Annotated in this window: 17 protein-coding genes; 4 read left to right on the plus strand and 13 right to left on the minus strand. The window is 66.8% G+C overall.

Going from position 1 to position 19,064, the window contains the following annotated elements; all coding sequences use genetic code 11:
• Position 1: 1 nt before the first annotated feature.
• The 8 genes from AU196_RS02370 to eltD are packed head-to-tail and all read right to left on the minus strand — an operon-like array spanning position 2 to position 8,855.
• Positions 2–469 (minus strand): ribose-5-phosphate isomerase, encoded by a 468-nt coding sequence (locus tag AU196_RS02370; RefSeq protein WP_059093478.1) that lies wholly within the window; start codon positions 467–469, stop codon positions 2–4.
• Positions 466–2,214 (minus strand): D-erythrulose 4-kinase, encoded by a 1,749-nt coding sequence (gene derK, locus AU196_RS02375; RefSeq protein ID WP_059093479.1) that lies wholly within the window; start codon positions 2,212–2,214, stop codon positions 466–468. The genes AU196_RS02370 and derK overlap by 4 nt, the downstream gene beginning before the upstream one ends.
• Positions 2,211–3,338 carry an ABC transporter ATP-binding protein gene (locus AU196_RS02380; RefSeq protein WP_059093480.1) on the minus strand — a complete coding sequence of 376 codons (1,128 nt, stop codon included), beginning with the start codon at positions 3,336–3,338 and terminating at the stop codon, positions 2,211–2,213. Before AU196_RS02380 ends, derK begins: the two co-directional genes overlap by 4 nt.
• Positions 3,335–4,450 (minus strand): ABC transporter ATP-binding protein, encoded by a 1,116-nt coding sequence (locus AU196_RS02385; RefSeq protein ID WP_059093481.1) that lies wholly within the window; start codon positions 4,448–4,450, stop codon positions 3,335–3,337. Before AU196_RS02385 ends, AU196_RS02380 begins: the two co-directional genes overlap by 4 nt.
• On the minus strand, positions 4,450–5,328 hold the full coding sequence (locus AU196_RS02390; protein ID WP_059093482.1) for a carbohydrate ABC transporter permease: 879 nt from the start codon (positions 5,326–5,328) through the stop codon (positions 4,450–4,452). The genes AU196_RS02385 and AU196_RS02390 overlap by 1 nt, the downstream gene beginning before the upstream one ends.
• A 2-nt stretch (positions 5,329–5,330) precedes the next feature.
• Positions 5,331–6,287: a carbohydrate ABC transporter permease gene (locus AU196_RS02395; RefSeq protein ID WP_059093483.1), complete on the minus strand. Its 957-nt coding sequence runs from the start codon at positions 6,285–6,287 to the stop codon at positions 5,331–5,333.
• Positions 6,288–6,319: 32 nt separating this feature from the next.
• Positions 6,320–7,747 carry an ABC transporter substrate-binding protein gene (locus tag AU196_RS02400; RefSeq protein ID WP_059093484.1) on the minus strand — a complete coding sequence of 476 codons (1,428 nt, stop codon included), beginning with the start codon at positions 7,745–7,747 and terminating at the stop codon, positions 6,320–6,322.
• Positions 7,748–7,766: 19 nt separating this feature from the next.
• A complete protein-coding gene (eltD, locus tag AU196_RS02405; protein ID WP_059093485.1) occupies positions 7,767–8,855 on the minus strand; it encodes an erythritol/L-threitol dehyrogenase in 1,089 nt (362 codons plus the stop codon).
• A gap of 117 nt (positions 8,856–8,972) precedes the next feature.
• On the opposite strand from eltD, the gene AU196_RS02410 reads away from it, so the two are divergent.
• Positions 8,973–10,001 (plus strand): sugar-binding transcriptional regulator, encoded by a 1,029-nt coding sequence (locus AU196_RS02410; RefSeq protein WP_059093486.1) that lies wholly within the window; start codon positions 8,973–8,975, stop codon positions 9,999–10,001.
• Between the two features lie 15 nt (positions 10,002–10,016).
• On the opposite strand, the gene AU196_RS02415 is transcribed toward AU196_RS02410, so the two are convergent.
• Both AU196_RS02415 and AU196_RS02420 read right to left on the minus strand, forming a co-directional pair.
• Complete coding sequence (locus AU196_RS02415; protein WP_502687202.1) at positions 10,017–11,234, minus strand: cytochrome P450; 1,218 nt, start codon at positions 11,232–11,234, stop codon at positions 10,017–10,019.
• Positions 11,231–12,019 carry a spirocyclase AveC family protein gene (locus AU196_RS02420; protein WP_059093488.1) on the minus strand — a complete coding sequence of 263 codons (789 nt, stop codon included), beginning with the start codon at positions 12,017–12,019 and terminating at the stop codon, positions 11,231–11,233. The genes AU196_RS02415 and AU196_RS02420 overlap by 4 nt, the downstream gene beginning before the upstream one ends.
• 182 nt (positions 12,020–12,201) lie before the next feature.
• On the opposite strand from AU196_RS02420, the gene AU196_RS02425 reads away from it, so the two are divergent.
• Entirely contained in the window at positions 12,202–12,861 is a 660-nt protein-coding gene (locus AU196_RS02425; RefSeq protein WP_502687203.1) for a TetR/AcrR family transcriptional regulator, read from the plus strand.
• Here AU196_RS02425 and AU196_RS02430 read toward each other — a convergent pair.
• Positions 12,858–13,736: a mycofactocin-coupled SDR family oxidoreductase gene (locus AU196_RS02430; protein WP_059093575.1), complete on the minus strand. Its 879-nt coding sequence runs from the start codon at positions 13,734–13,736 to the stop codon at positions 12,858–12,860. The genes AU196_RS02425 and AU196_RS02430 overlap by 4 nt on opposite strands.
• Positions 13,737–14,066: 330 nt before the next feature.
• On the opposite strand from AU196_RS02430, the gene AU196_RS02435 reads away from it, so the two are divergent.
• Positions 14,067–15,374 (plus strand): TetR/AcrR family transcriptional regulator, encoded by a 1,308-nt coding sequence (locus AU196_RS02435; protein WP_059093489.1) that lies wholly within the window; start codon positions 14,067–14,069, stop codon positions 15,372–15,374.
• Positions 15,375–15,526: 152 nt separating this feature from the next.
• Positions 15,527–16,336, plus strand: a complete 810-nt coding sequence (locus tag AU196_RS02440; protein ID WP_059093490.1) for a lysophospholipid acyltransferase family protein — start codon at positions 15,527–15,529, stop codon at positions 16,334–16,336.
• 6 nt (positions 16,337–16,342) lie between these two features.
• Here the strand turns inward: AU196_RS02440 and AU196_RS02445 are convergent, their stop codons facing one another.
• Both AU196_RS02445 and AU196_RS02450 read right to left on the minus strand, forming a co-directional pair.
• On the minus strand, positions 16,343–17,725 hold the full coding sequence (locus AU196_RS02445; protein WP_059093491.1) for a WS/DGAT/MGAT family O-acyltransferase: 1,383 nt from the start codon (positions 17,723–17,725) through the stop codon (positions 16,343–16,345).
• Positions 17,726–17,763: 38 nt separating this feature from the next.
• Complete coding sequence (locus AU196_RS02450) at positions 17,764–19,041, minus strand: cytochrome P450 (protein ID WP_059093492.1); 1,278 nt, start codon at positions 19,039–19,041, stop codon at positions 17,764–17,766.
• Positions 19,042–19,064: the final 23 nt, after the last annotated feature.

Below are 19,064 nucleotides of genomic sequence, written 5' to 3' on the forward strand. Positions count from 1 at the left end.
CTCAGTCGGCGCCGGGTTCGTAGCCGCAGATGGCCTCGACCTTGTCCGCCGACTTGCTGGCGGGATCGAATTCGTAGTTCAGCCATTCCCTGGCCAGGCGGCGCGCCAGCTCCAACCCGATGACGCGCTGTCCGAAGCACAACACCTGGGCGTCGTTGGACAGCACCGACCGTTCGACGGAGAAACTGTCGTGCGCGGTGACCGCCCGGATCCCCGGAACCTTGTTGGCGCTGATCGCCACCCCGAGACCCGTACCGCACACCAGCAGGGCGCGGTCGGCCTTGCCCTCGGCCACCATCCGGGCCGCCGCCACCGCGATGTGCGGATAGGCCGTGTCCTCGTCGGTGCCGACCCCGACGTCGGTGACCTCGGCCACCCGGTCGTCCGCCTTCAGGTCGCCCTTGAGGGCTTCTTTGTACTCGTATCCGGCGTCGTCGGAGCCGACGACGATGCGCAGTTTGTCAGTCATCGCGGACTGTCCCCTTTCACGGTGAGGCTTTCGGCGACCGTGCGTGCGCACATCGCCAGCGAGGTGGCGCCCGCATCGGGCGTGCCGACACTGCGCTCGGCCAACGGGCGGGCGCGGCCGACCTTCGGCCGCAGGTCGGCGGTGGCGCGGGCGGCGCTCTCCGCGGTCTGCGCGGCCGCCGTCCACGCCTGCTGCCACCGCTCCCCGTCGGCCACCCGCCGTTCCAATTCCTCGACGAACGGCAACAGCGCGTCGAGCATCGTCTTGTCGCCGGGTGCGGCACCACCGAGGTGGACCAGCGCGTCGTAGCCGTCCCGCATTCCCGCGGCGACGGTCGCCGAGTCCGGCCGTCCGGTGTCGCCGAGACGGGTGCCCAACGCGCTGAGCATCGCGCCCCACAGCACCCCGGATGTGCCGCCCGCCTTGGCCGCCCACTCCTTGCCGGCCGCGGTGAGCACCGAACCCTGTCCGGCGCCCTGCTCCACCGCGTCGGCGGCCGCCGCACGCGCTGCGGCCGATCCCTTCACCATGCCGCGGCCGTGGTCGCCGTCGCCGGCGATCGCGTCGATGCGGCCGAGCTCGTCCTCGGCGCCGGCGAGCATCGCGGCCAGCGCCTCGAAGATCCTGGCGACCGCCCGACCGCCGTCGCGTCCGGCCTCGTCGGAGCGCTCACCGACCGACGGTGCGGCGGCCACCGCCGACACCTCGGCGTCGCTGCGCCGCTCACCGGGCGTATCCGCAACCGCGGCAGCACCTTTGCGGTATGCCGGGGTGTCCGCGGGGGCACGCCAGTACCGCTCGAGTTCCTCGTCGAGCCACATGACCGTCAGCGAGCAGCCGGCCATGTCGAGGCTCGTCACGAGCTCGCCGACCTCGGGTTCGACGATCACGAAGCCGCGCTCCCGCAGCAGCCGCGCCACCTCACCCCACACGACGAACAGCTCTTCGTACTTGGTCCGGCCGAGTCCATTCAGGATGACCGCGATCCGGTTCGACCCGGTGTCCGCGGGAATGTCGCCGAGCACACCGTCGACCAACGTCGCGGCCAGACCGGCGGCGGTCGGCATGGGTTCCTCGGCGACGCCCGGCTCACCGTGGATGCCCAGGCCCACGCCCATCTGCCCGTCGGGCACGGTGAACAACGGGTGGTCGGCACCGGGCAGCGTGCACCCGTCGAAGGCGACACCGAGTGTGCGGGTCGCCGCGTTGGACGCCTCCGCGACCCGGAGCACGCCCGCCATGTCGAGGCCCTCCTCGGCGGCGGCGGACGCGCACTTGAAAACCGTGAAATCGCCTGCGATGCCCCGTCGTTTGGCCTCTTCGCCCTTCGGTGCGCTGGCGATGTCGTCGGTGACCGCGAAGTAGTGGGCGTCGACACCCTCCCCGCGCAGCTGGTTCACCGCCAGGGTGAAATTCATGACGTCGCCGGCGTAGTTGCCGGTGATGAGCAGCACGCCGGCATCACCGTGCGCGGCGCGCGCGACCGATGCAGCCTCCTCGGTGGACGGGGACGTGAAGATGTTGCCCACCACCGCGCCGTCGGCGAAGCCCGCGCCGACGGTTCCGCAGAACGCCGGGTAGTGCCCGGATCCGCCGCCGATGACGACCGCCACCTTGCCCGGGCGGGTGCGGTGCGCGCGCACCACGCCGCCGGGGACTCCGGCCACGTAGCGCGAATTCGCGTCGAGGAACCCGACGAGCATGTCCTCGGTGAAGCGCGCCGGATCGTTGAACAGCTTCGTCACCGCAGACGCACCCCCGTGTCGGTGTCGAACAGGTACACCCGTTCCGGCGGCGCCGTGACGTACACCTTCTGTTCGGGTTCGTAGCTCTCGGCGGCCGGTGTCTGCACCACGACGCCCTCCTCCAGACCGTGGACGGTGCTCGTGGACAGGCCGAACTCCAGGAGGTGCTCGAAGTAGGCGACGGTGGTCGCGACGCCGCGTGTGGAGTCGGCGGTGATCACGCAGTCCTGGGGCCGCAGACCCACGGTGACCGCGGTGCCGTCGGCGACGTCGGTGACCGCGGTGTCCAGACTTCCGGCGTCGTCGCCGATCTGCACGGACACCCGGCCGTCCCGGACACGGGCGATCCCCGGGAGGACGTTGATCTGCGGTTCGCCCACGAACTGCGCGACGAACAGGTTCGCCGGATCGTCGAATACCTCGTCGGGTGTGCCGAACTGCTGCACGACGCCTGCGTCCATCACCGCGAGACGGTCCGCCAGCGACAGCGCCTCCACCTGGTCGTGGGTCACGACGATGATCGTGTAGCCGAATTCGCGTTGCAGCACCTTGAGTTCGCGGCGCACCCGCTGCCGGGCCGACGCGTCGAGGTGGCTGAGCGGTTCGTCGAGCAGCAGCACGGGTGGGTTGCGTACGAGCGCGCGGGCCAGCGCCACCCTTTGCTTTTGACCGCTCGACAGCCCGGCCGGTCGCAGGCCCATCAGGTCGTCCATCTCGAGACGCCGGCTGATCGAATCGACCATCTGCTCGGCGCCTTTGACCTTGCGCGCCTTCAACCCGTACAGCAGGTTCTCGCGCACCGACATCGGCGGGTACAGGGCGTAGCTCTCGAACCCGACACCGATTCCCCGCTTGGCGGCGGGCAACTGGGAGATCTCGCGGTCGCCGATCCTGATGGATCCGCTGGTGACGGTCTCCAGTCCGGCGATCATCCGCAGCGTGGTGGTCTTCCCGCAGCCGGACGGTCCCAGCAGCGCGACGAGTTCGCCCGGTTCGATGGCCAGGTCGATGCCCTTGACCGCGGTCACACTCTCCCGGCCTCTCGACGCGTAGGTCTTCACCAGCTTGTCCAGGGTGAGGCTCTGCGCGGTGTCGGTCCGCGGCTTCTCGGCGGTCAGACTCACTGTGCTGCCTCCAGTGTCGAATGGTGATCGGCGGGTCTCAGACGCGAGGTGTCGCCGTCACCGACGGCGAAGACGTGGACGTCGGAGCCGGCGACCTTCATCGTGACGTCGTCGCCCTCCCCCACCCCGTGGCGGCCCGAGGTCAGCACGATGAGCTGGGTGCCGCCGCAGTCGACGGTCAGCTCGATGTTGCGGCCGAGGCGCTCGGCGAGCAGCACCCGTCCCCGCAGCGTTCCTTCGCCACTGGTGACGTGGATATCGCTGGGGCGCAGGCCCACCCGCACGCGGTCACCGCGGTCGACGAGCGCGTCGGCCGGGATGGCGACGTCCAGCGAGCCGTCCCCGAGCCGGATCCGGCCGTCGTCGACCACCCCGTCGAGCAGGTTGATCTCGGGCTGGCCGAGCGCCCGTGCGACGAACGTGTCGGCGGGCCGGCGCCAGATGTCCTCGGGTGTGCCGATCTGGACCAGGCGGCCGTCGCGCATGACCGCGATCCGGTCGCCGAGCGCGAGCGCTTCCTGGTAGTCGTGCGTGACGTACAGCGTCGTCGTGTTCGACATCGCGCCGAGCTGTTTGAGCTCGGCGCGCATCGCGGCGCGCAGCTTCGCGTCGAGGTGGCTGAGCGGTTCGTCGAGCAGGTAGATGTCGGCGGGGCGCACCAGCACCCGACCGAGCGCGACCCGCTGCCGCTGACCGTTCGACAGCTCCCGCGGATACCGCTTCAGCAGGTGGTTGATCCCCAACGTGGTCGTCACCTGGTCGATGCGCTCGGCGCGCTCCGCATCCGAATAACGGCCCGTACGACCCGATTTCAGCGGGGAGGCGAGGTTCTCGCTCACCGTCTTCTGCGGGTACAGCGCGTAACTCTCGAAGGCCATCGCGACGTTGCGGTGGTAGGGCTCGACGCGGGTGACGTCGCGGCCGCCGATGTGGACCGACCCGCCGTCGATGTCGACCAGCCCCGCGATCGATTTCAGCGTGGTGGTCTTCCCGGCGCCGCTGGGCCCGAGGATCACGAAGAACTCGCCGTTGGCGATGTCGACGGTCACCCCGTCGACGGCTCGCGTCTTGCCGAAGGACTTGTGCAGATCGTTGACAGATACCGTGGCCATCAGGCTTTCACCGCCCCGAACGACAGGCCCCGTACCAGATAGCGCTGAATGGTCAACGCGAGGATCAGGGGCGGGAGGGCCGCGATGATCGCCGCCGCGGCTGTGAGGTTGTAGTACGCCTGGCCGCCGCCACCGAGGAACTTCGTGATCGCGACCGTGACGGTGCCGGCGTTGCTGTCGGCGAGGATGAGCGGGAACACGTAGTTGTTCCAGGCGAAGATGAACGCCAGCAGGGCCGCCGCGGCGATACCGGGCCGCACGATCGGCAACGCCACCATGAGGAATGCCCGCTTGCGGGTGTAGCCGTCGAGCAGTGCGGCCTGCTCGAGATCCTCGGGCAGATCTTGGAAGTAGGACCGCAGGATCCACACCACCAGCGGCATCGTCACCAGCTGCAGCACCCAGATCATGCCGACCTTGGTGTCGAACAGCCCGATCTGGTTGTAGATCACGAACAGCGGCACGATGACCATGAGTTCGGGGGCGAACCGGAACGACAGCATCTGGAACATCAGGTCGTTGCTGCCCCTGTACTGCCAGCGACCCGCGGCGTAGGCGGCCGGGATGCCGATCACCAGCGACACGATCACCGCCCCGCCACAGTTGATCAGGCTGGTCAGCAGCGACGCCTTGAAGTCCACGCTGGTCATCTGAGTGCCCTTGTCGGAGAGCACCGTTGCGAAGTTCGACCAGGTCGGGCTGAACGAGAAGTACGTGGTGGTCTGCTGTTCGGCGTTCTTGAGCGCCAGCATGAGCATCCAGAAAATCGGGAACAGCGAGAAGAGGAACCAGAACACCAGTCCCAGGTCGGCCGCGACGGAGCCGATCGAGAACCGCTTCTGACCGGGCATCAACTCGCTTCTGCGGAAGAGTGCCATGGTTACGACTCCGCTCCGGCAGCACGGCGCTGCGCTTTGCCGAGCACGCTGACGAGGTAGCGCGCGGTGATGAACACGATGATCCAGAGCAGCAACATGTAGGTGCTGCCGCGCGAGTAGTCGAGGTTGATGATCGAATCCTCGAAGGCGCCGATCTGCAGGGTGCGGGTGGCGACACCCGGCCCGCCCGCGGTGAGCACGTAGATGTGGTCGAACACCTTGAGGTTGTCCATGAACCGGAAGATGACGGCGACCAGGATGTAGGGCCACAGCATCGGCAGCATCAGCTTGCGGAACATGTAGAACCAGTTGGCGCCGTCGACCTCGGAGGCCTCGAAGGGTTCCTTGGGCAGCGACCGGATACCGGCCAGCACGAGGATCGCCACGAACGGCGTGAAGATCCACAGGTCGACCAGAATGACCGACCACAGCGCATTGCCCGACGACAACCAGTCGAACGTGTTGCCCAAGCCCAGAACATGGTTCAGGATCCCGAACTGCGGGTTGAACATCAGCTTCCAGATCACGCCCGCGATCACCGGGGCGATCATCAGCGGAAGGATCAGCACCTTCTCGAAGATCTTGCCGATGATGCTCGACCGGTTCAGCAGCAGCGCCAGCCCGACACCGAGGACGGTCTCGATCGCCGTCGCCACGACGGCGAAGATGCCGGTGACCTTGACGCTCTCCCAGAAGATCTGGTCCCCGAGAACCGACGCGAAGTTCTCGAACCAGATGAAGTGCGGGTTCGGGTTGACCGCCGCGTAGTTGAGGAACGCGTAGTAGGCGCCGACGAAGAACGGATACAGGATCCCGATGACGATGACCAGCGCCGGGATCGACAGCAGATAGGGTCGCAGCCTGCGCCGCCAGGTCGGCACCTCGGGCAGCGCACGGCCCGGTTCCTGCGCCTGCCGTTCGGGCGACGCCTCCGGCGCCTTGGGGGTCTGAGTGGTCATGGGTGGCCCTGCTCTCTCATTGGACACGGCTCCTAGAGGTTGACCTTGGAGGTGTTGGTCTTGGCCAGACTGCGCAGCCGGGACGCGGCGTCGTCCCCGCCGTAGATGTCCTGCAGCGCGACGGCCCAGTCCTTGGTGGTGTCGAAGAACTTCTTCTGCGGGGTGAACTGGATCTTCGAGGTGGGGATCACGGTCTCGAAGGTCTCGAGGTAGCCGTACTGGTCGGCGGCGATGCGTTTGAACGTCGTGTCGAAGACCGACTGCCGCACCGGATCTGCGTAGATGCCGCCCTCGACGGCCTTGTTCATCGACTCCTTGCCGGTGGCCCACTGGATGAACAGCCACGCGGGCAGCTTGTTGCGCGAGTTGGCGTTCATGGCCCAGGTCCAGGTCCACAGGTTGGTCCGGTAGTTGCCGTCCGGCCCGGCCGGGCCCGGGTACCAGCCGAGGTTTCCCGCCTGCGCGCTGGCGCCCGGCTTGTTCTTCGGATACGTGGCGCTGTCGGCGTCGTAGACCATCATGGCCTTGCCGTCACCGAGATCACCGGTGGCGTTGGGATAGTCGTAGGTGGTCCACGAGGTGGGACCCGCCTCGTGCTGCATCTGGATCCACTTCTCGGTGAATGCCACGGCCTTGTCGCTGTCCATCTCGGCGACCAGATCGCGGCCGTCGAACGTGTAGTCGACGGCGCCTTCGCGGACGTACTGGGTCATGAAGCCCGGGTGGATCGTGGCCCACGACTTCGACCCGCGGGTCGCGATGCCGTACCGGTTCTCCGAGCGGTCGGTCAGGTCGACGGCGAGCTGGACGAAGTCGTCGAAGGTGTCGGGCAGCTTCCTGATGCCCCGCCGGTCGAAATACGCCTTGTTGTAGGCGACGACGTTGTTCTCGAATCCCCACGGGATGGCCCACTGACCGCCGGTGCCCAACGGGTTCCCCAGAGTGAAGTCCCACCGGGTCGAGGTGCGCAGACCTTCGAAGATGTCCTCGAAGTCGTACTCGGCGTTGGTCGCCGAGGTGTTCTGCAGCCAGGGGTTGAGATCCTCGATCCAGCCGGGTGGCCCGTACTGCCAGATGAAGTAGGCGCCCAGCATGAACGCATCGTGTTTGCCCGTGCCGCCGGCGAGTTCGGTGTTCAGCTTGGTGAAGTAGTCCGCCTCGGGCACCAGGTCGACGTTGACGGTGATCCCGGTGAGCTCGGTGAACTCCTTGAGAAGCGGCTGGTACGACTGCTGGTACGGGTGCGGGGTCTGCAGGATGTTGATGGTCGACCCGGACGCCTTGCGCCAGTCGAATCCACCGCTCACCTCCGAGGCCCCGTTCGGCGCACTGGCCTTGCCTCCGACCCCGCAGGCCGACAGCACCGGCAGGCTGGCGGCGGCCGCACCGGCGATTCCCATCGCGGCCAGCATGTTCCGGCGCGACAGCTGACGTTGCTGCGCGACCCGATCTCGACTCATGTGGTTCTTCCTTCGGCTCTCAGGCGGGGATCAGCGAGACCTTGACCGACTCTTTACCGCTGGCGACCAGGTCGAGACCCTTCTGGAAGTCGGTGAGCGGCAACTGATGTGTGCAGATCTCGTCCATCGGCAGGACACCGGACTCGATCATCTTGATGGCGGCCGGCCAGCAGTACGGCCCGAGATGCGCGCCGAGCACGTCGAGTTCCTTGTCGTCGCTGATGATGCTCCAGTCGACGGTGACGTCGCTGCCGAACACCCCGTACTCGACGTAGCGGCCGAGCTTGCGCAACAGGTTGAGCCCCTGGGGTACCGCCGCCGTGTGCCCGGTGCCCTCGAGGTAGACGTCGGCGCCGTAACCGTCGGTGAGCTCCTTGACGATCGCGACCGGGTCCTGTTCGGCGATGTTGATCGTGATGTCGGCGCCGCACTTCTCGGCCAGCTCGAGCTTCTCGGGCGCCAGGTCGAGCGCGATGACGTGCATCGGGTTCTTGGCCCGGGCGCCGGCGATCATGCCCAGGCCGATCGGCCCGCACCCCGCCACGACGACGGTGTCCTCGAACATGATCTGGGCGCGTTCGACCGCGTGCAGGGAGCACGACAGCGGTTCGGCGAAGGCGGCGTGGTGGGCCTTGATGTCCTTGGAGACCTTGTGCACCAGGGCTTCAGCCGGATAGACCATGTAGCCGGCCATCGCCCCCGGGGTACGGCGCTTGAAGCCGTACAGGTCGTGCGGTTGGCACATGTGGTACTGGCCGCGCTTGCAGAAGCGGCACTCCCAGCACGGCACGATCTGCTCGGAGACCACCCGGTCGCCGACGGCGATCCCCCACCGCTGGGCCGCGTCGTCGTCGAGTTCGACCACCGTGCCGACGAATTCGTGGCCGGGAATCACCATGGTCTCGGCCCACGCGGGACGGTTCTCGTCGCCCCAGAACTTGGCCGCGCCGTGGTAGCACTTGAGGTCGCTGGCGCAGATCCCGACCGCTTCGACCTTGATCAGCGCCTCCCCGGGTTTCCGCTGGGGGACGGCGATCTCCTCGAGTCGATAGTCGCGCGGTCCGTGGCAGACCACGGCCTGCATCTTCTCCGGGATCTGATCGGGCATCAGCGGTTCCTCTCGTGTGGCTGCGCTCACACTAACCAATGCTGTGCACATCTGTCCAGAACATCTGTTCAGAGAGAATCTGTTCAGCTAGAGGTGTTCAGTGTCATACTTCTTGGCGTGCCCCGGTCCGCACAGCCCGCGTCCCCGACCGGCGTCGACAGTCCCGTCCCGGACGCCGACGCCGGCCATTTCCCGGCTTCGCTGCTCTATGCCGCGGCGAAGCTGTACTACACCGAGGACGCCACGCAGGCCGAGGTGGCGACGCAGCTCGGCACCAGCCGGGCGACGGTGAGCCGCCTGCTCGCCGAGGCCAAGCGGCGCGGCATCGTGCGGATCGAGGTGGTCCCGCCCGCCGAGGTCGCATCCGGCGACCTCGCCGACCGGGTGGCGCGCGCACTCTCCCTGACGACGGTCTTCCTCAGCCACCCGCTGCCCCACCCGGGCCCCGGCCGCGGCCTCGTCGACGTGATGGGCGCCGCGTTGGCGCCCGCGGTGGGGCGGGCGCTGGCCGGGGCCGGGCTGCTACCCGGGGACGTGTTGCTGGTGTCGAGTGGGCGGACGGTGTACGAGGTGTCCCAGTACGACCTCGTGCCGTTGCCGGGGGTGCTGGTGGCACCCACGGTCGGCGGCAACGACCAGCCCGAGGAGTGGTACCAGACCAACGAGATCACCAGGCGCGTCGCCAACCGGATCAACGGAAGGCCGAACTACCTGTTCGCCCCGGCGCTGCCCGGACCGGATCTGTATCCGTCGCTGCTCAACGATCCGAGCATCCAGCGGGTCCTGCACCTGTGGCCGCACGCCCGCTGCGCTCTGATGGGTGTCGGGGCGCCGCCGTTGATGCGTTCGGACATCCCGCAATTCGTCCCGACCCGGTCGAACTCCCTGCGGGCGGCGGTCGGTGACGTGTGCTCGCGCTTCTACGACCGCAACGGCGACGAGGTCGAGTTCGAGGGCAGCGACCGCCTGATCGCCGTCGAACTCGAGGCATTGCGCCACGTCCCCGTGACGATCGCGGTGGCGGTGGGCGGAGACAAGGTGTCCTCGATCATCGCCGGCGCCCGCGGCGGCTACTTCAACCAGCTGGTGACCGACCCGTCCACGGCCGCGGCCGTTCTCGAGGCGGTCGACGGCGCGAAGGCCTGAGGGCCGGCCGAACGGTCAGCGAGTCCTCACCGGCAACGTCGCCCAACCCCGCACACTCGACGTACGCGCCCGGGTCGCGTTGTCGTAGTCGACCTCCCAGTCCGTCCATCGCCTGAGGACCTCCTCGAAGGCCACGCGCGCTTCGAGCCTCGCCAGGGCCGAGCCGAGACAGAAGTGCAGCCCCTGCCCGAAACTCAGGTGGCCGCCCTGTCGGTGGATGTCGTAGCGGTCGGGATCGTCGAACCGTGTTTCGTCCCGGTTGGCCGACCCGTTGAGCAACAGCATGTAGGAGCCCTCGGTGACCGTCTGTCCGTACAGCTCGACGTCGCGGGCGACATACCGCGCCTGCACCGGTGACGGCGGTTCGTAACGGAGCGTCTCCTCCACCGCCGAGGGGATGAGCGACGGGTCCGTGGCGAGTTCCCGCCGCTGCCCGGGGTGTTCGCCGAGCAACTGACCCATGAAGCCGATAAGCCGCGCCGTCGTCTCGTTGCCCGCGCCGGCGATCATCGCGGTGTACGCGAGAACCTCGGTGCGGTCGAGGAGTCGGCGCGTCCCGTCGGGTTCCTCGATCTCGGCGTTGAGCAGCTCCGTCATCAGGTCGTCGGAGGGATGCGTCGCCCGCCATTCGATGTACTCCGCGAAGACGCCGAGCGACTCCTCGAAGATCGTCTGACTGACCCCGCCGGCGTCGGCGCCCTGCGAGCCGACGGTGATGCTCTTGTCGTTGAGGTCGCGGATCTGTTGTTGCCCCTCCTCGGGGATACCCAGCAGGTACCCGATCGTGCGCATCGGCATGATCGCTCCGAGATCGACGACGAAGTCGAAGCCGTCGGCCGCCTGCAACGGATCCAGTGCGCGCGAACAGAATCCGCGAACGAGATCCTCGACGGCCAGCATGCGGCGGGGAGTGAAGACCCTGGACAACAGCCGCCGGTGCAGATCGTGCAGGGGCGGGTCCTCCCAGAGAAGAATCCCCGGTGGCACCTCGATGCCGCTGAACAGGATGTCCGCCGTCGTCCCCCGACCCGACCGGTAGGTCTCCCAGTCCGGCAGCGCACGGACCACATCGTCGAAGCGACTGAGCGCATAGAAGCCGTACCTGTCGTTGAAGTACAGCGGCGCCTCGGCGCGCATCCGCTCCCAGACCGGGTACGGGTCGTCGTCGATCGCGAAATCAAAAGGGTCGTAGTACAACTCGACCGCGGGATCACTGGTCACGGGAATCCTCATCGAGGTTGGTTGGGCACACCGGGGAACAGTTGCTCGGTCGGTCCCGACGTCACGTCACCGCGGAGCTTCGTCACCAGATGCGGGGCGAAGACGGCACCGTACACCGCATGGCCGACGACGACCACGGCGAGGATCGACACGGCCGCCGACTGCACCCGGGTCTTGGACGCCCGGTCGGCCCACGACTCGATGACATTGCGTCCCTGGGCATCGGTGCGGCCGAGAAGGTACGTGAACACCATCATCTGGATGCCCATCGCGACGGCGTCGTAGATCGGATACTGGTACCTGCTCCCCTCGAAGATCGCGAGGCCGGGAATGACGTACCCGTAGGAGAAGACACCCAGCCGGGGACCGAAGAATCCGTTGAAGAGCAGTGCCCAGCAGAATCCGACGAGCAGGCCCACCGCCAGGAGCGTCTGGGGCCTGCGCCAACCGAATTGCGCGATCAGTCGCCGGCCGAGCGCGGCGCCCAACACTGCGGGCAGCACGAAGTAGGCGATGTATCCGACGGGCACCGAGGACGGGAGGCCGCCGCCCCACGTCATGTTCAGCGGCCACCACGACGGCATCCGCGGCAGCGCCGGCGGGAATTGGGCGTAGACCGCCCAGTCGTACGGCGCCTCGATCCACGAGAACGAGATCGCCGAGATGGAGACCAGCAGCAGTGGATGAAGACGGCCCCGCCGGACGCTGAGGACCACGCCGACGCCCAGGAACACGATGCCGCCGACGTAGGCGAAGGACAGGCCGGCGATCAGAGCCGGTGTGAGCTCGGCGCTCATCGGTCCCGTCCATCGCGGTTGCGCGCTTCCGGGTCGACGAAGACGATCACGCCGACGATGACCGCGATGAGCCCGAACAGCGTGCCGAGCATGATGACCGCGCCCACGCCAGCCCCTTTCTCCGACTATTAATAGTGGACACTATTACAACGGCGGCGGTCAAGGGCCGACTAGGCTCAACGATGGTGTCCGAGCGAAATTCGTCCGACAAGCAGACCGCCGTCCCGGTTCAGGCCGGCCGCCGGCCCCGTGGTGAGGCCCGCCGGCTGCTCCTCGATGCCGCCCGTGATCTGTTCGCGCGCAAGGACTATCGCAGCACCACCACCCGCGAGATCGCCGAGGCGGCCGGCGTGAGCGAGTATCTGCTGTTCCGCCATTTCGGCTCCAAGGCCGGACTGTTCCGGGAAGCGCTCGTGGTGCCGTTCACGAGCTTCCTCGACGACTTCGCGCAGACCTGGCGGACCGTCGTTCCCGAGGAGACCGACGAGGTCGACCTGGCGCGGCAGTTCGTCGGCCATCTCTACGACGTCCTCGTCGAGAACCGGGGCCTGTTGCTGACGCTCGTCGCCTCGGACGGGCTGGGCGACGAGGACATCGAGGCCGCCGGCATCGCCGACATCCGGCGCGCGTTGAGCATGCTCGGGCGGATCAGCGCCGAAGGCGTGCGCCTGCGCGGCCTGCGGTCGAACCAGCCGGACCTGCCCGCCCATTCGACGGTGGCGATGGTTGTCGGCATGGTCGCATTGCGCTCGACGTTCTTCGGCAGCAGCCCCCCGTCACGCGAGGCCATCGTCGAGGAACTCGTCCAGGCGATCCTGCACGGGTTCCTGCACCGGCCCTAACCACCGGGTCCGTTGGGCCACTTGAGCAGCGAGCCGGCGTCGACGCGGATGTGCTGTCCGGTGATGTATCGGCTGTCGTCGCTGGCGAGGAACACCCCGAGGTTGGCCATGTCCTCCGGCTCGATGTACGGGATCGGCATGGCCTGGAAGATCGTGAACACCGGTTCGGCATCCTCGCGCGTCGGCTTCTTGCCCTCGGCGGTCAGGTCGGGCCGGAACACGCCGTACATGCCCTCGTTCTGCAGCAGATGGGTGTTGCAGTTCGTCGGATGGATCGCATTGATGCGAATCATCCTCGGCGCCAGGTGAAGACACATCTCGTCGACGTACTCCATCACGATGCGCTTGCTCCACCCGTATCCGGCGCCGCCGGGACCCATGTCCGGGCTGGTGGTGGTGCCACGGATCATGCCCGCGGTGGAGCCGGTGACGATGATCGAGGCGCCGTCCGGTAGGTGCGGGATGGCGACGGCGACCGTGTTCATCACCCCGAGCAGGTCGACGTCGGACGCGTCGACGAAGCCCATGGGATCGGGGTTGCCCATCGCCATCGGGAGGATCCCCGCGTTGGCGACGACGATGTCGATCCTGCCGAGATCGGCCAGCCCCGCCTCGACGGCGTCGCGGAGATCGTGGCGTTCCCTGACATCGGCGATCCGCGCGACGACGCGTCTGCCGATCTCCTTGACGGAACGCTCGGTCTCGGCGAGGTCGTCCGGAGTCGCGAGTGGATACGGGTTCGACGGGATGTCACGGCAGATGTCCACCGCGATGATGTCGGCGCCCTCTCTGGCCATCGCGATGGCGTGCGCGCGACCCTGGCCGCGGGCGGCACCGGTGATGAAAGCGACCTTGCCGTCGAGCTTTCCGGTCATGCATCCTCCGATGTCCATGAGGCGCGAGCCGACTCTCGCGCTCGAACGATGCGAAACTATGTCACTCCGGGAGGGTAGGCAAGGGTTGTGGCACAAAAGTTTGGTACCGAGCCCATCCGCCGACCGGTTTTCCGCCGTTCCACTTGTGGGCCCCGTTGGAACACGTTCTCCCAAACGGATCTTCCACACTATCGCCGACGACTGATGTTTCAGCAGGCAGGAGGCCATCCGACCATCTGCGTTCTGGTAGGATTCCACCAAACATTCGGTCAGAGTGGCGAATGCGCGTTGGGAGTCGAGGTCATTGGCGGAGTCGTGGGGCGTCGTACGGTGACGCCGAAACGCGGTGCGGCGAAACGCGCCTCCACCCTCGGGTCCGAGGCCGGCAATGCGTACGACGACGGCTCACGCCGCACCGAGATACTGCAGACCGCGGCATCGTTGATCGCCACCTCCGGGTTGCGCACGTCACTTCAGGAGATCGCGGACGCCGCGGGCATCCTGCCCGGAAGCCTCTACCACCACTTCGAGTCCAAGGAGTCGATCCTCGTCGAACTGCTCCGGCGCTACCACGCCGACCTCGACCGGATCGCCGAACTCGCCGAGCTCGAGTTGGACGACCCCGTCTCGCACTCCGCCTTCGACCGGATCGTGGAGTTGAGCGCGGCGATCGCCCAGTGCGCCGTGACCCACCGCGCCGCACTGCAGATGTCGTTCTACGAGGGCCGCAGCTCCAATCCCGAACTCGCCGCGCTCGCGCAGCGCAGGCCCACGGCGATCCTGCAGGCCATGCTGCAGACGCTGCGGGCAGCCCGGTGGAGCGGCTATCTCAGGTCAGACGTCGACCTACCGGTGCTGGCAGACCGGATGGTCCAGACAATGCTGCAGGCCGGTCTCGACGTCATCCGGCAGAACGCGCCCGCCGAGAAGGTGGCCACCCTCCTCACCCGAATCGTGCTCGAGGGCCTGGCAGTCGAGCCTCCGACCGATCGGAGTCTCGATCGGTCGGCGGCGTTCCTGGCCGCCGACGCCGTCGTGCAGTCGTGGAGCGACGACGGCGAGACCGAGGCCGACGGCAAGACGGCACACGTGCGCGCCGTCGCTCGTGCGGAATTCGGACGCCGGGGGTACGAGGTCACCACGATCCGCGACATCGCCTCGGCGGCCGGCATGGGCACGGGCACCGTGTACCGGCTGATCGGTTCCAAGGACGAGTTGCTCGCCTCGATCATGCGGTCCTTCGGCGAGAAGATCGCGTTGGGCTGGACCGAGGTGCTGGGTGCCGACGCAACGACGATCGAGAAGCTGGACGCGTTGAGCTGGATCAACACCAACGCGCTGGACCGCTTCGGCGACGAGTTCCGCATCCAGCTGGCATGGATGCGGCAGTCCCCTCCCGGTACGCCGAACCCCGGGTGGCTGTTCTCCAAACGCGTGCGGCAGATGAGGAATCTCCTGTCCGAGGGGATCCGGTCCGGCGAGATCCGCATCGACAGCCCGCCGAACGATCTGCTGGCCCGCGCTGTCATCGGAATCGGCTGGGTCCCCGAGAACATCCTTCGCGACCTGGGGACACGTGAGGCACTGATCCACGTCCGCGACACGACGCTTCGGGGTGTCGCGGAACGCCACGCCTGATGTGGATCTCGCGCCTGTCCGCCCGCAGCTAAACCAAATAGTTGTTTCTGGGTAGCATGGCGACCGTGCGCTCCTGACCCGGCCGACAGACACGTCGGGCACGTCGGGCACGTCGATAGGAAACGCGCGCAAGCGATCGAAGGACTCACTCGATGGACGATGTCAGCGCCGCGGACCGCTACGACCCTTCTCGCTGGGATCCGGCATCGATCCGCAGGCTGATCGACGCCGCCCGCCCTGTCGGCAGGCATTGGTTCCGCTGGGAGGTGCGCGGCATGGACTCGTTCCCACACACCGGTGGCGCGCTGACAGTGTCCAACCACTCAGGCGGCATTCTCACCCTCGACACCGTGACGTTCAGCGGCGCGTTCTATGACCACTTCGGCTACGACCGACCGGTTCTCACCTTGGGACACGATGCGTTGTTCACCGGCCCCGTCGGCGACTGGGTCTCGCGCATCGGCCTCATCCCTGCCCGTCGGACGGTCGCCACACAAGCGCTGAAGTCGGGCGCGGTCGTGTTGGTCTTCCCGGGTGGTGTCTACGACGCCTATCGCCCGACGCTGCGGGCGAACGTCATCGACTTCAAAGGCCGCACCGGATACGTGGCCACCGCGCTGGCGGCGGGTACGCCCATCGTGCCGGTGGTGTCGATCGGTGGTCAGCAGAGTCAACTGTTCCTCACCCGCGGCACCTGGCTCGCGAAGCGGCTCGGACTCGAGCGGTTCCGCTCCGACATCCTCCCGATCTCGGTGGGGTTTCCCTTCGGGATCAGCGCCGTCCTTCCGGTCAATCTTCCGTTGCCGACGAAGATCGTCACGCGGGTGCTGGCTCCTATCGACGTCGTCGCACAATTCGGCCGCGACCCGGACATCACGGAGGTGGACGCCCATGTCCGAGGGGTCATGCAGCGCGCGTTGGACGAACTCGCCGAGGAACGGCGTTTTCCCGTCCTGGGATGATGACCGCTACACGCCTGCGATGAAACGGATCTCGTCGAACGCCGCGAGGAGGGCGTCGGTGGCCTCTGTGGTGTCTGCGATGGTCACATCGTCGGTGATCACCGAGATGTTGAGTTGGTCGACATAACTCCAGACGGTGATGTTCATGCCGCATCCGGGCGCCAACGGACCCACCGAATAGATCTCATCGACGCGGGCACCGTCGAAGTGACCGTGGATGCGCGGTCCGGGAACGTTCGAGATGGGGATGTTCATGAGGCGGCGGTCGGTGTCGTGCGCCGCGACCCACTGCAGCGCCCGAGTGGCGACAGCGGGCGGCACATAACCCATCAGTCGCCCGTACAACTCCTGGTCGAACAGTCGTTGGTTGTCTTTCGCGATCGCGGTCGCCTCCGACACGAGCCGGAGACGCTCCAGCGGGTCGGCGATATGCACCGGGAGAGACACGGCCAGGCCACCGATCTCATTACCCGTGACTCGCTCGGTCGACTGGTCGGTGCTCAGCGGAACCGACGCAACGATGGGTTCGTCGGCGGCACCGTCGTAGCGAAACGACAACGTGCGCAGCGCTCCGGTCGCCATCCCCAGCACAAGGTCGTTGATCGTCATTCCCAGCTTTCTGGCCGTCGTCTTGACGACGTCCAGCGGTAGGGTGTCGCTTCCGAACCGTCGAACCGGCGAGACCACATGGTTGAGGAACGTTGCCGGAGCACGCATCAACTGCGCGAAATCGGGCGTCTCACCGCGTTCGCGCGTGCGCCGCCGCAGTCGCCAGGAGCCGATGGCGACATCGCGAGCGGTTGCGGGCATCTCGGCAAGCTGCCGCACATGATCGCGACCAGCGGCGCGCAGAAGTTGCAGAGACGACGGCGGCGCACACGGTTCGGCCGGCGTCGACGCGGCGCAGCCTGCGCCGTCCACGTCCATCAGGCGGGCCAGCAGGTTGGCCGAGGCCACACCGTCCGCGAGGGCGTGGTGCACCTTGCCGATCAGCGCCCATCGCCCGTCGGCCAAACCGTCCGCGAAGTAGAACTCCCACAACGGGTACCGCCGATCCAGTTGCGTACTGGCGATTTCGCCGATGACATGGTCGAGCTCACGCCTCCCGCCGGGCGCCGGAACCCTCACCCGCCGCAGGTGATAGTCGAGGTCAACCTCGCAGTTCTGCAGCCACATCGGATGATGCAGCCTTCCAGGTATTTCCACCAGTTTGTATCGCAGAGGCTCCAGAAGCGGCAACCGGCGTTCGAGAGTACGCCGGAAGCCGTCGAGGGTCGCAACCGAATCAGATTCTGCCGAACTGAGAATCGCGATCTTGAGCGTGTGCGTGTGTACGTTGGGTGTTTCGCTGTAGAGCAACAGGGCGTCCATCCCGTTCAGACGCTTCATTGCCTGCCCTCACAGGTCGTGAGCACGGCACACTTCGGTCAGTCGTCAGGCAGCGGGTCGTACTCCACATGAAGTGCCGTCAGGCCACGCATGATGAATGTCGGCTCGTAGTCGTACTTTCGGCTGTCGGGTGGTCCATGCATTTCCTCGGAGATGCGGATGTCCGCCATTCGATCCAGGATCCGATTGACGGCTATCCGGGCCTCGGCACGGGCCAATGGTGAGCCGGGGCAGGAATGCGGCCCTCGACCGAAGGCGACATGCTCGCGGACATTGCTGCGGTCATGCTTGAAGGCATGCGGGTCTTCGAACTTGCGCGGATCGCGGTTACTCGCGCCGGGCAGCATCATGAGAATCGTTCCCGCCGGGACTTCATGGTCGCCGATCGTCGTTGACGTGCTTGCCAACCGGAAGTGGCTCTTGACGGGGCTCTCCATCCGCAGGCACTCCTCGAGAAAGGCCGGGATCTGGGCGCGATTCTCGCGAAGTGACTGTTGAATGTCCGGGCGCTCCCCCAGCATTCGCATAGCGGTGCCGACGAGCTTGGTCGTCGTGTCGGTACCGGCGGCGAACAGGAAGGTAGCGAGCTTGACGACCTCGTCGACCTCGGGCACCGACCCGTCGGGATAGGTCGCCCCCGCCAGTTCTGTGAGCACATCGGCTCGAGGTTGCCGCCTGCGGTCGCTGATGTATGACGTGAACTTCTCGTCGAGCCACGCCAGCGGATTGTGCGCGACGGTTTCGCCGCTGTTGCCCTCGACCTCCCCGAGTGGCTCGGCGCCCATCATCTGTTTGAACTCTTGATGATCTTCGGCCGGCACACCGAGCAGGTCGGCGATGACCAGCAGCGCAAGCGGTTTGGCGAACTCCTCCATGAACTCGCATGACCCGCGGTCGACGATTTTGTCTAGTTGCTGGTCGACGAGGCGCCACATGAATTCTTCGTTCTCGCTGAGTCGCTTCGGGGTGATGAGCTTGCTCAGGAGCCCCCGCGTCCTCTGGTGCGCCTCGGCGTCCATCGTGACGATATGTTCGGCCATCGGAATGGCGGCGCGGTGCTCTTCGATCTGGGCACTGATGTCGTCACCCTCCGGTGTGAACGGCAGCGGCGGGAAAGGGCCCGCGACGGCGACGCACGACGACATCGCCGGATCCTTGTAGGCCGCGAGTGCCTCGCGATAACCCGTAACCGCCATCACACCGTATGGCGTCGCGTTCTGCACAGGGCACTTCGAACGCAACTGGTCGTAGTAGTCGTACGGGTTGGGCACCAACGACATGTCGGTGAAGTAGTCGATCGACTCCAGATCGCTCACGAACAGCTCCTCGCTAGAATGAC

The organism is Mycobacterium sp. IS-1742, assembly GCF_001500125.1.
In the GTDB taxonomy this organism is placed as follows: Bacteria; Actinomycetota; Actinomycetes; order Mycobacteriales; family Mycobacteriaceae; genus Mycobacterium.

Bases quoted from the DNA above. Each gene is read 5' to 3' on its own strand.
- AU196_RS02420 (WP_059093488.1), bottom strand. From the start codon at position 12,019: ATGAGCGCCGAGCTCACACCGGCTCTGATCGCCGGCCTGTCCTTCGCC.
- AU196_RS02445 (WP_059093491.1), bottom strand. From the start codon at position 17,725: ATGAAGCGTCTGAACGGGATGGACGCCCTGTTGCTCTACAGCGAAACA.
- AU196_RS02385 (WP_059093481.1), bottom strand. From the start codon at position 4,450: ATGGCCACGGTATCTGTCAACGATCTGCACAAGTCCTTCGGCAAGACG.
- AU196_RS02430 (WP_059093575.1), bottom strand. From the start codon at position 13,736: ATGACCGGAAAGCTCGACGGCAAGGTCGCTTTCATCACCGGTGCCGCC.
- AU196_RS02425 (WP_502687203.1), top strand. From the start codon at position 12,202: ATGGTGTCCGAGCGAAATTCGTCCGACAAGCAGACCGCCGTCCCGGTT.
- AU196_RS02440 (WP_059093490.1), top strand. From the start codon at position 15,527: ATGGACGATGTCAGCGCCGCGGACCGCTACGACCCTTCTCGCTGGGAT.
- AU196_RS02400 (WP_059093484.1), bottom strand. From the start codon at position 7,747: ATGAGTCGAGATCGGGTCGCGCAGCAACGTCAGCTGTCGCGCCGGAAC.
- AU196_RS02370 (WP_059093478.1), bottom strand. From the start codon at position 469: ATGACTGACAAACTGCGCATCGTCGTCGGCTCCGACGACGCCGGATAC.
- eltD (WP_059093485.1), bottom strand. From the start codon at position 8,855: ATGCCCGATCAGATCCCGGAGAAGATGCAGGCCGTGGTCTGCCACGGA.
- AU196_RS02395 (WP_059093483.1), bottom strand. From the start codon at position 6,287: ATGACCACTCAGACCCCCAAGGCGCCGGAGGCGTCGCCCGAACGGCAG.
- AU196_RS02415 (WP_502687202.1), bottom strand. From the start codon at position 11,234: ATGAGGATTCCCGTGACCAGTGATCCCGCGGTCGAGTTGTACTACGAC.
- AU196_RS02390 (WP_059093482.1), bottom strand. From the start codon at position 5,328: ATGGCACTCTTCCGCAGAAGCGAGTTGATGCCCGGTCAGAAGCGGTTC.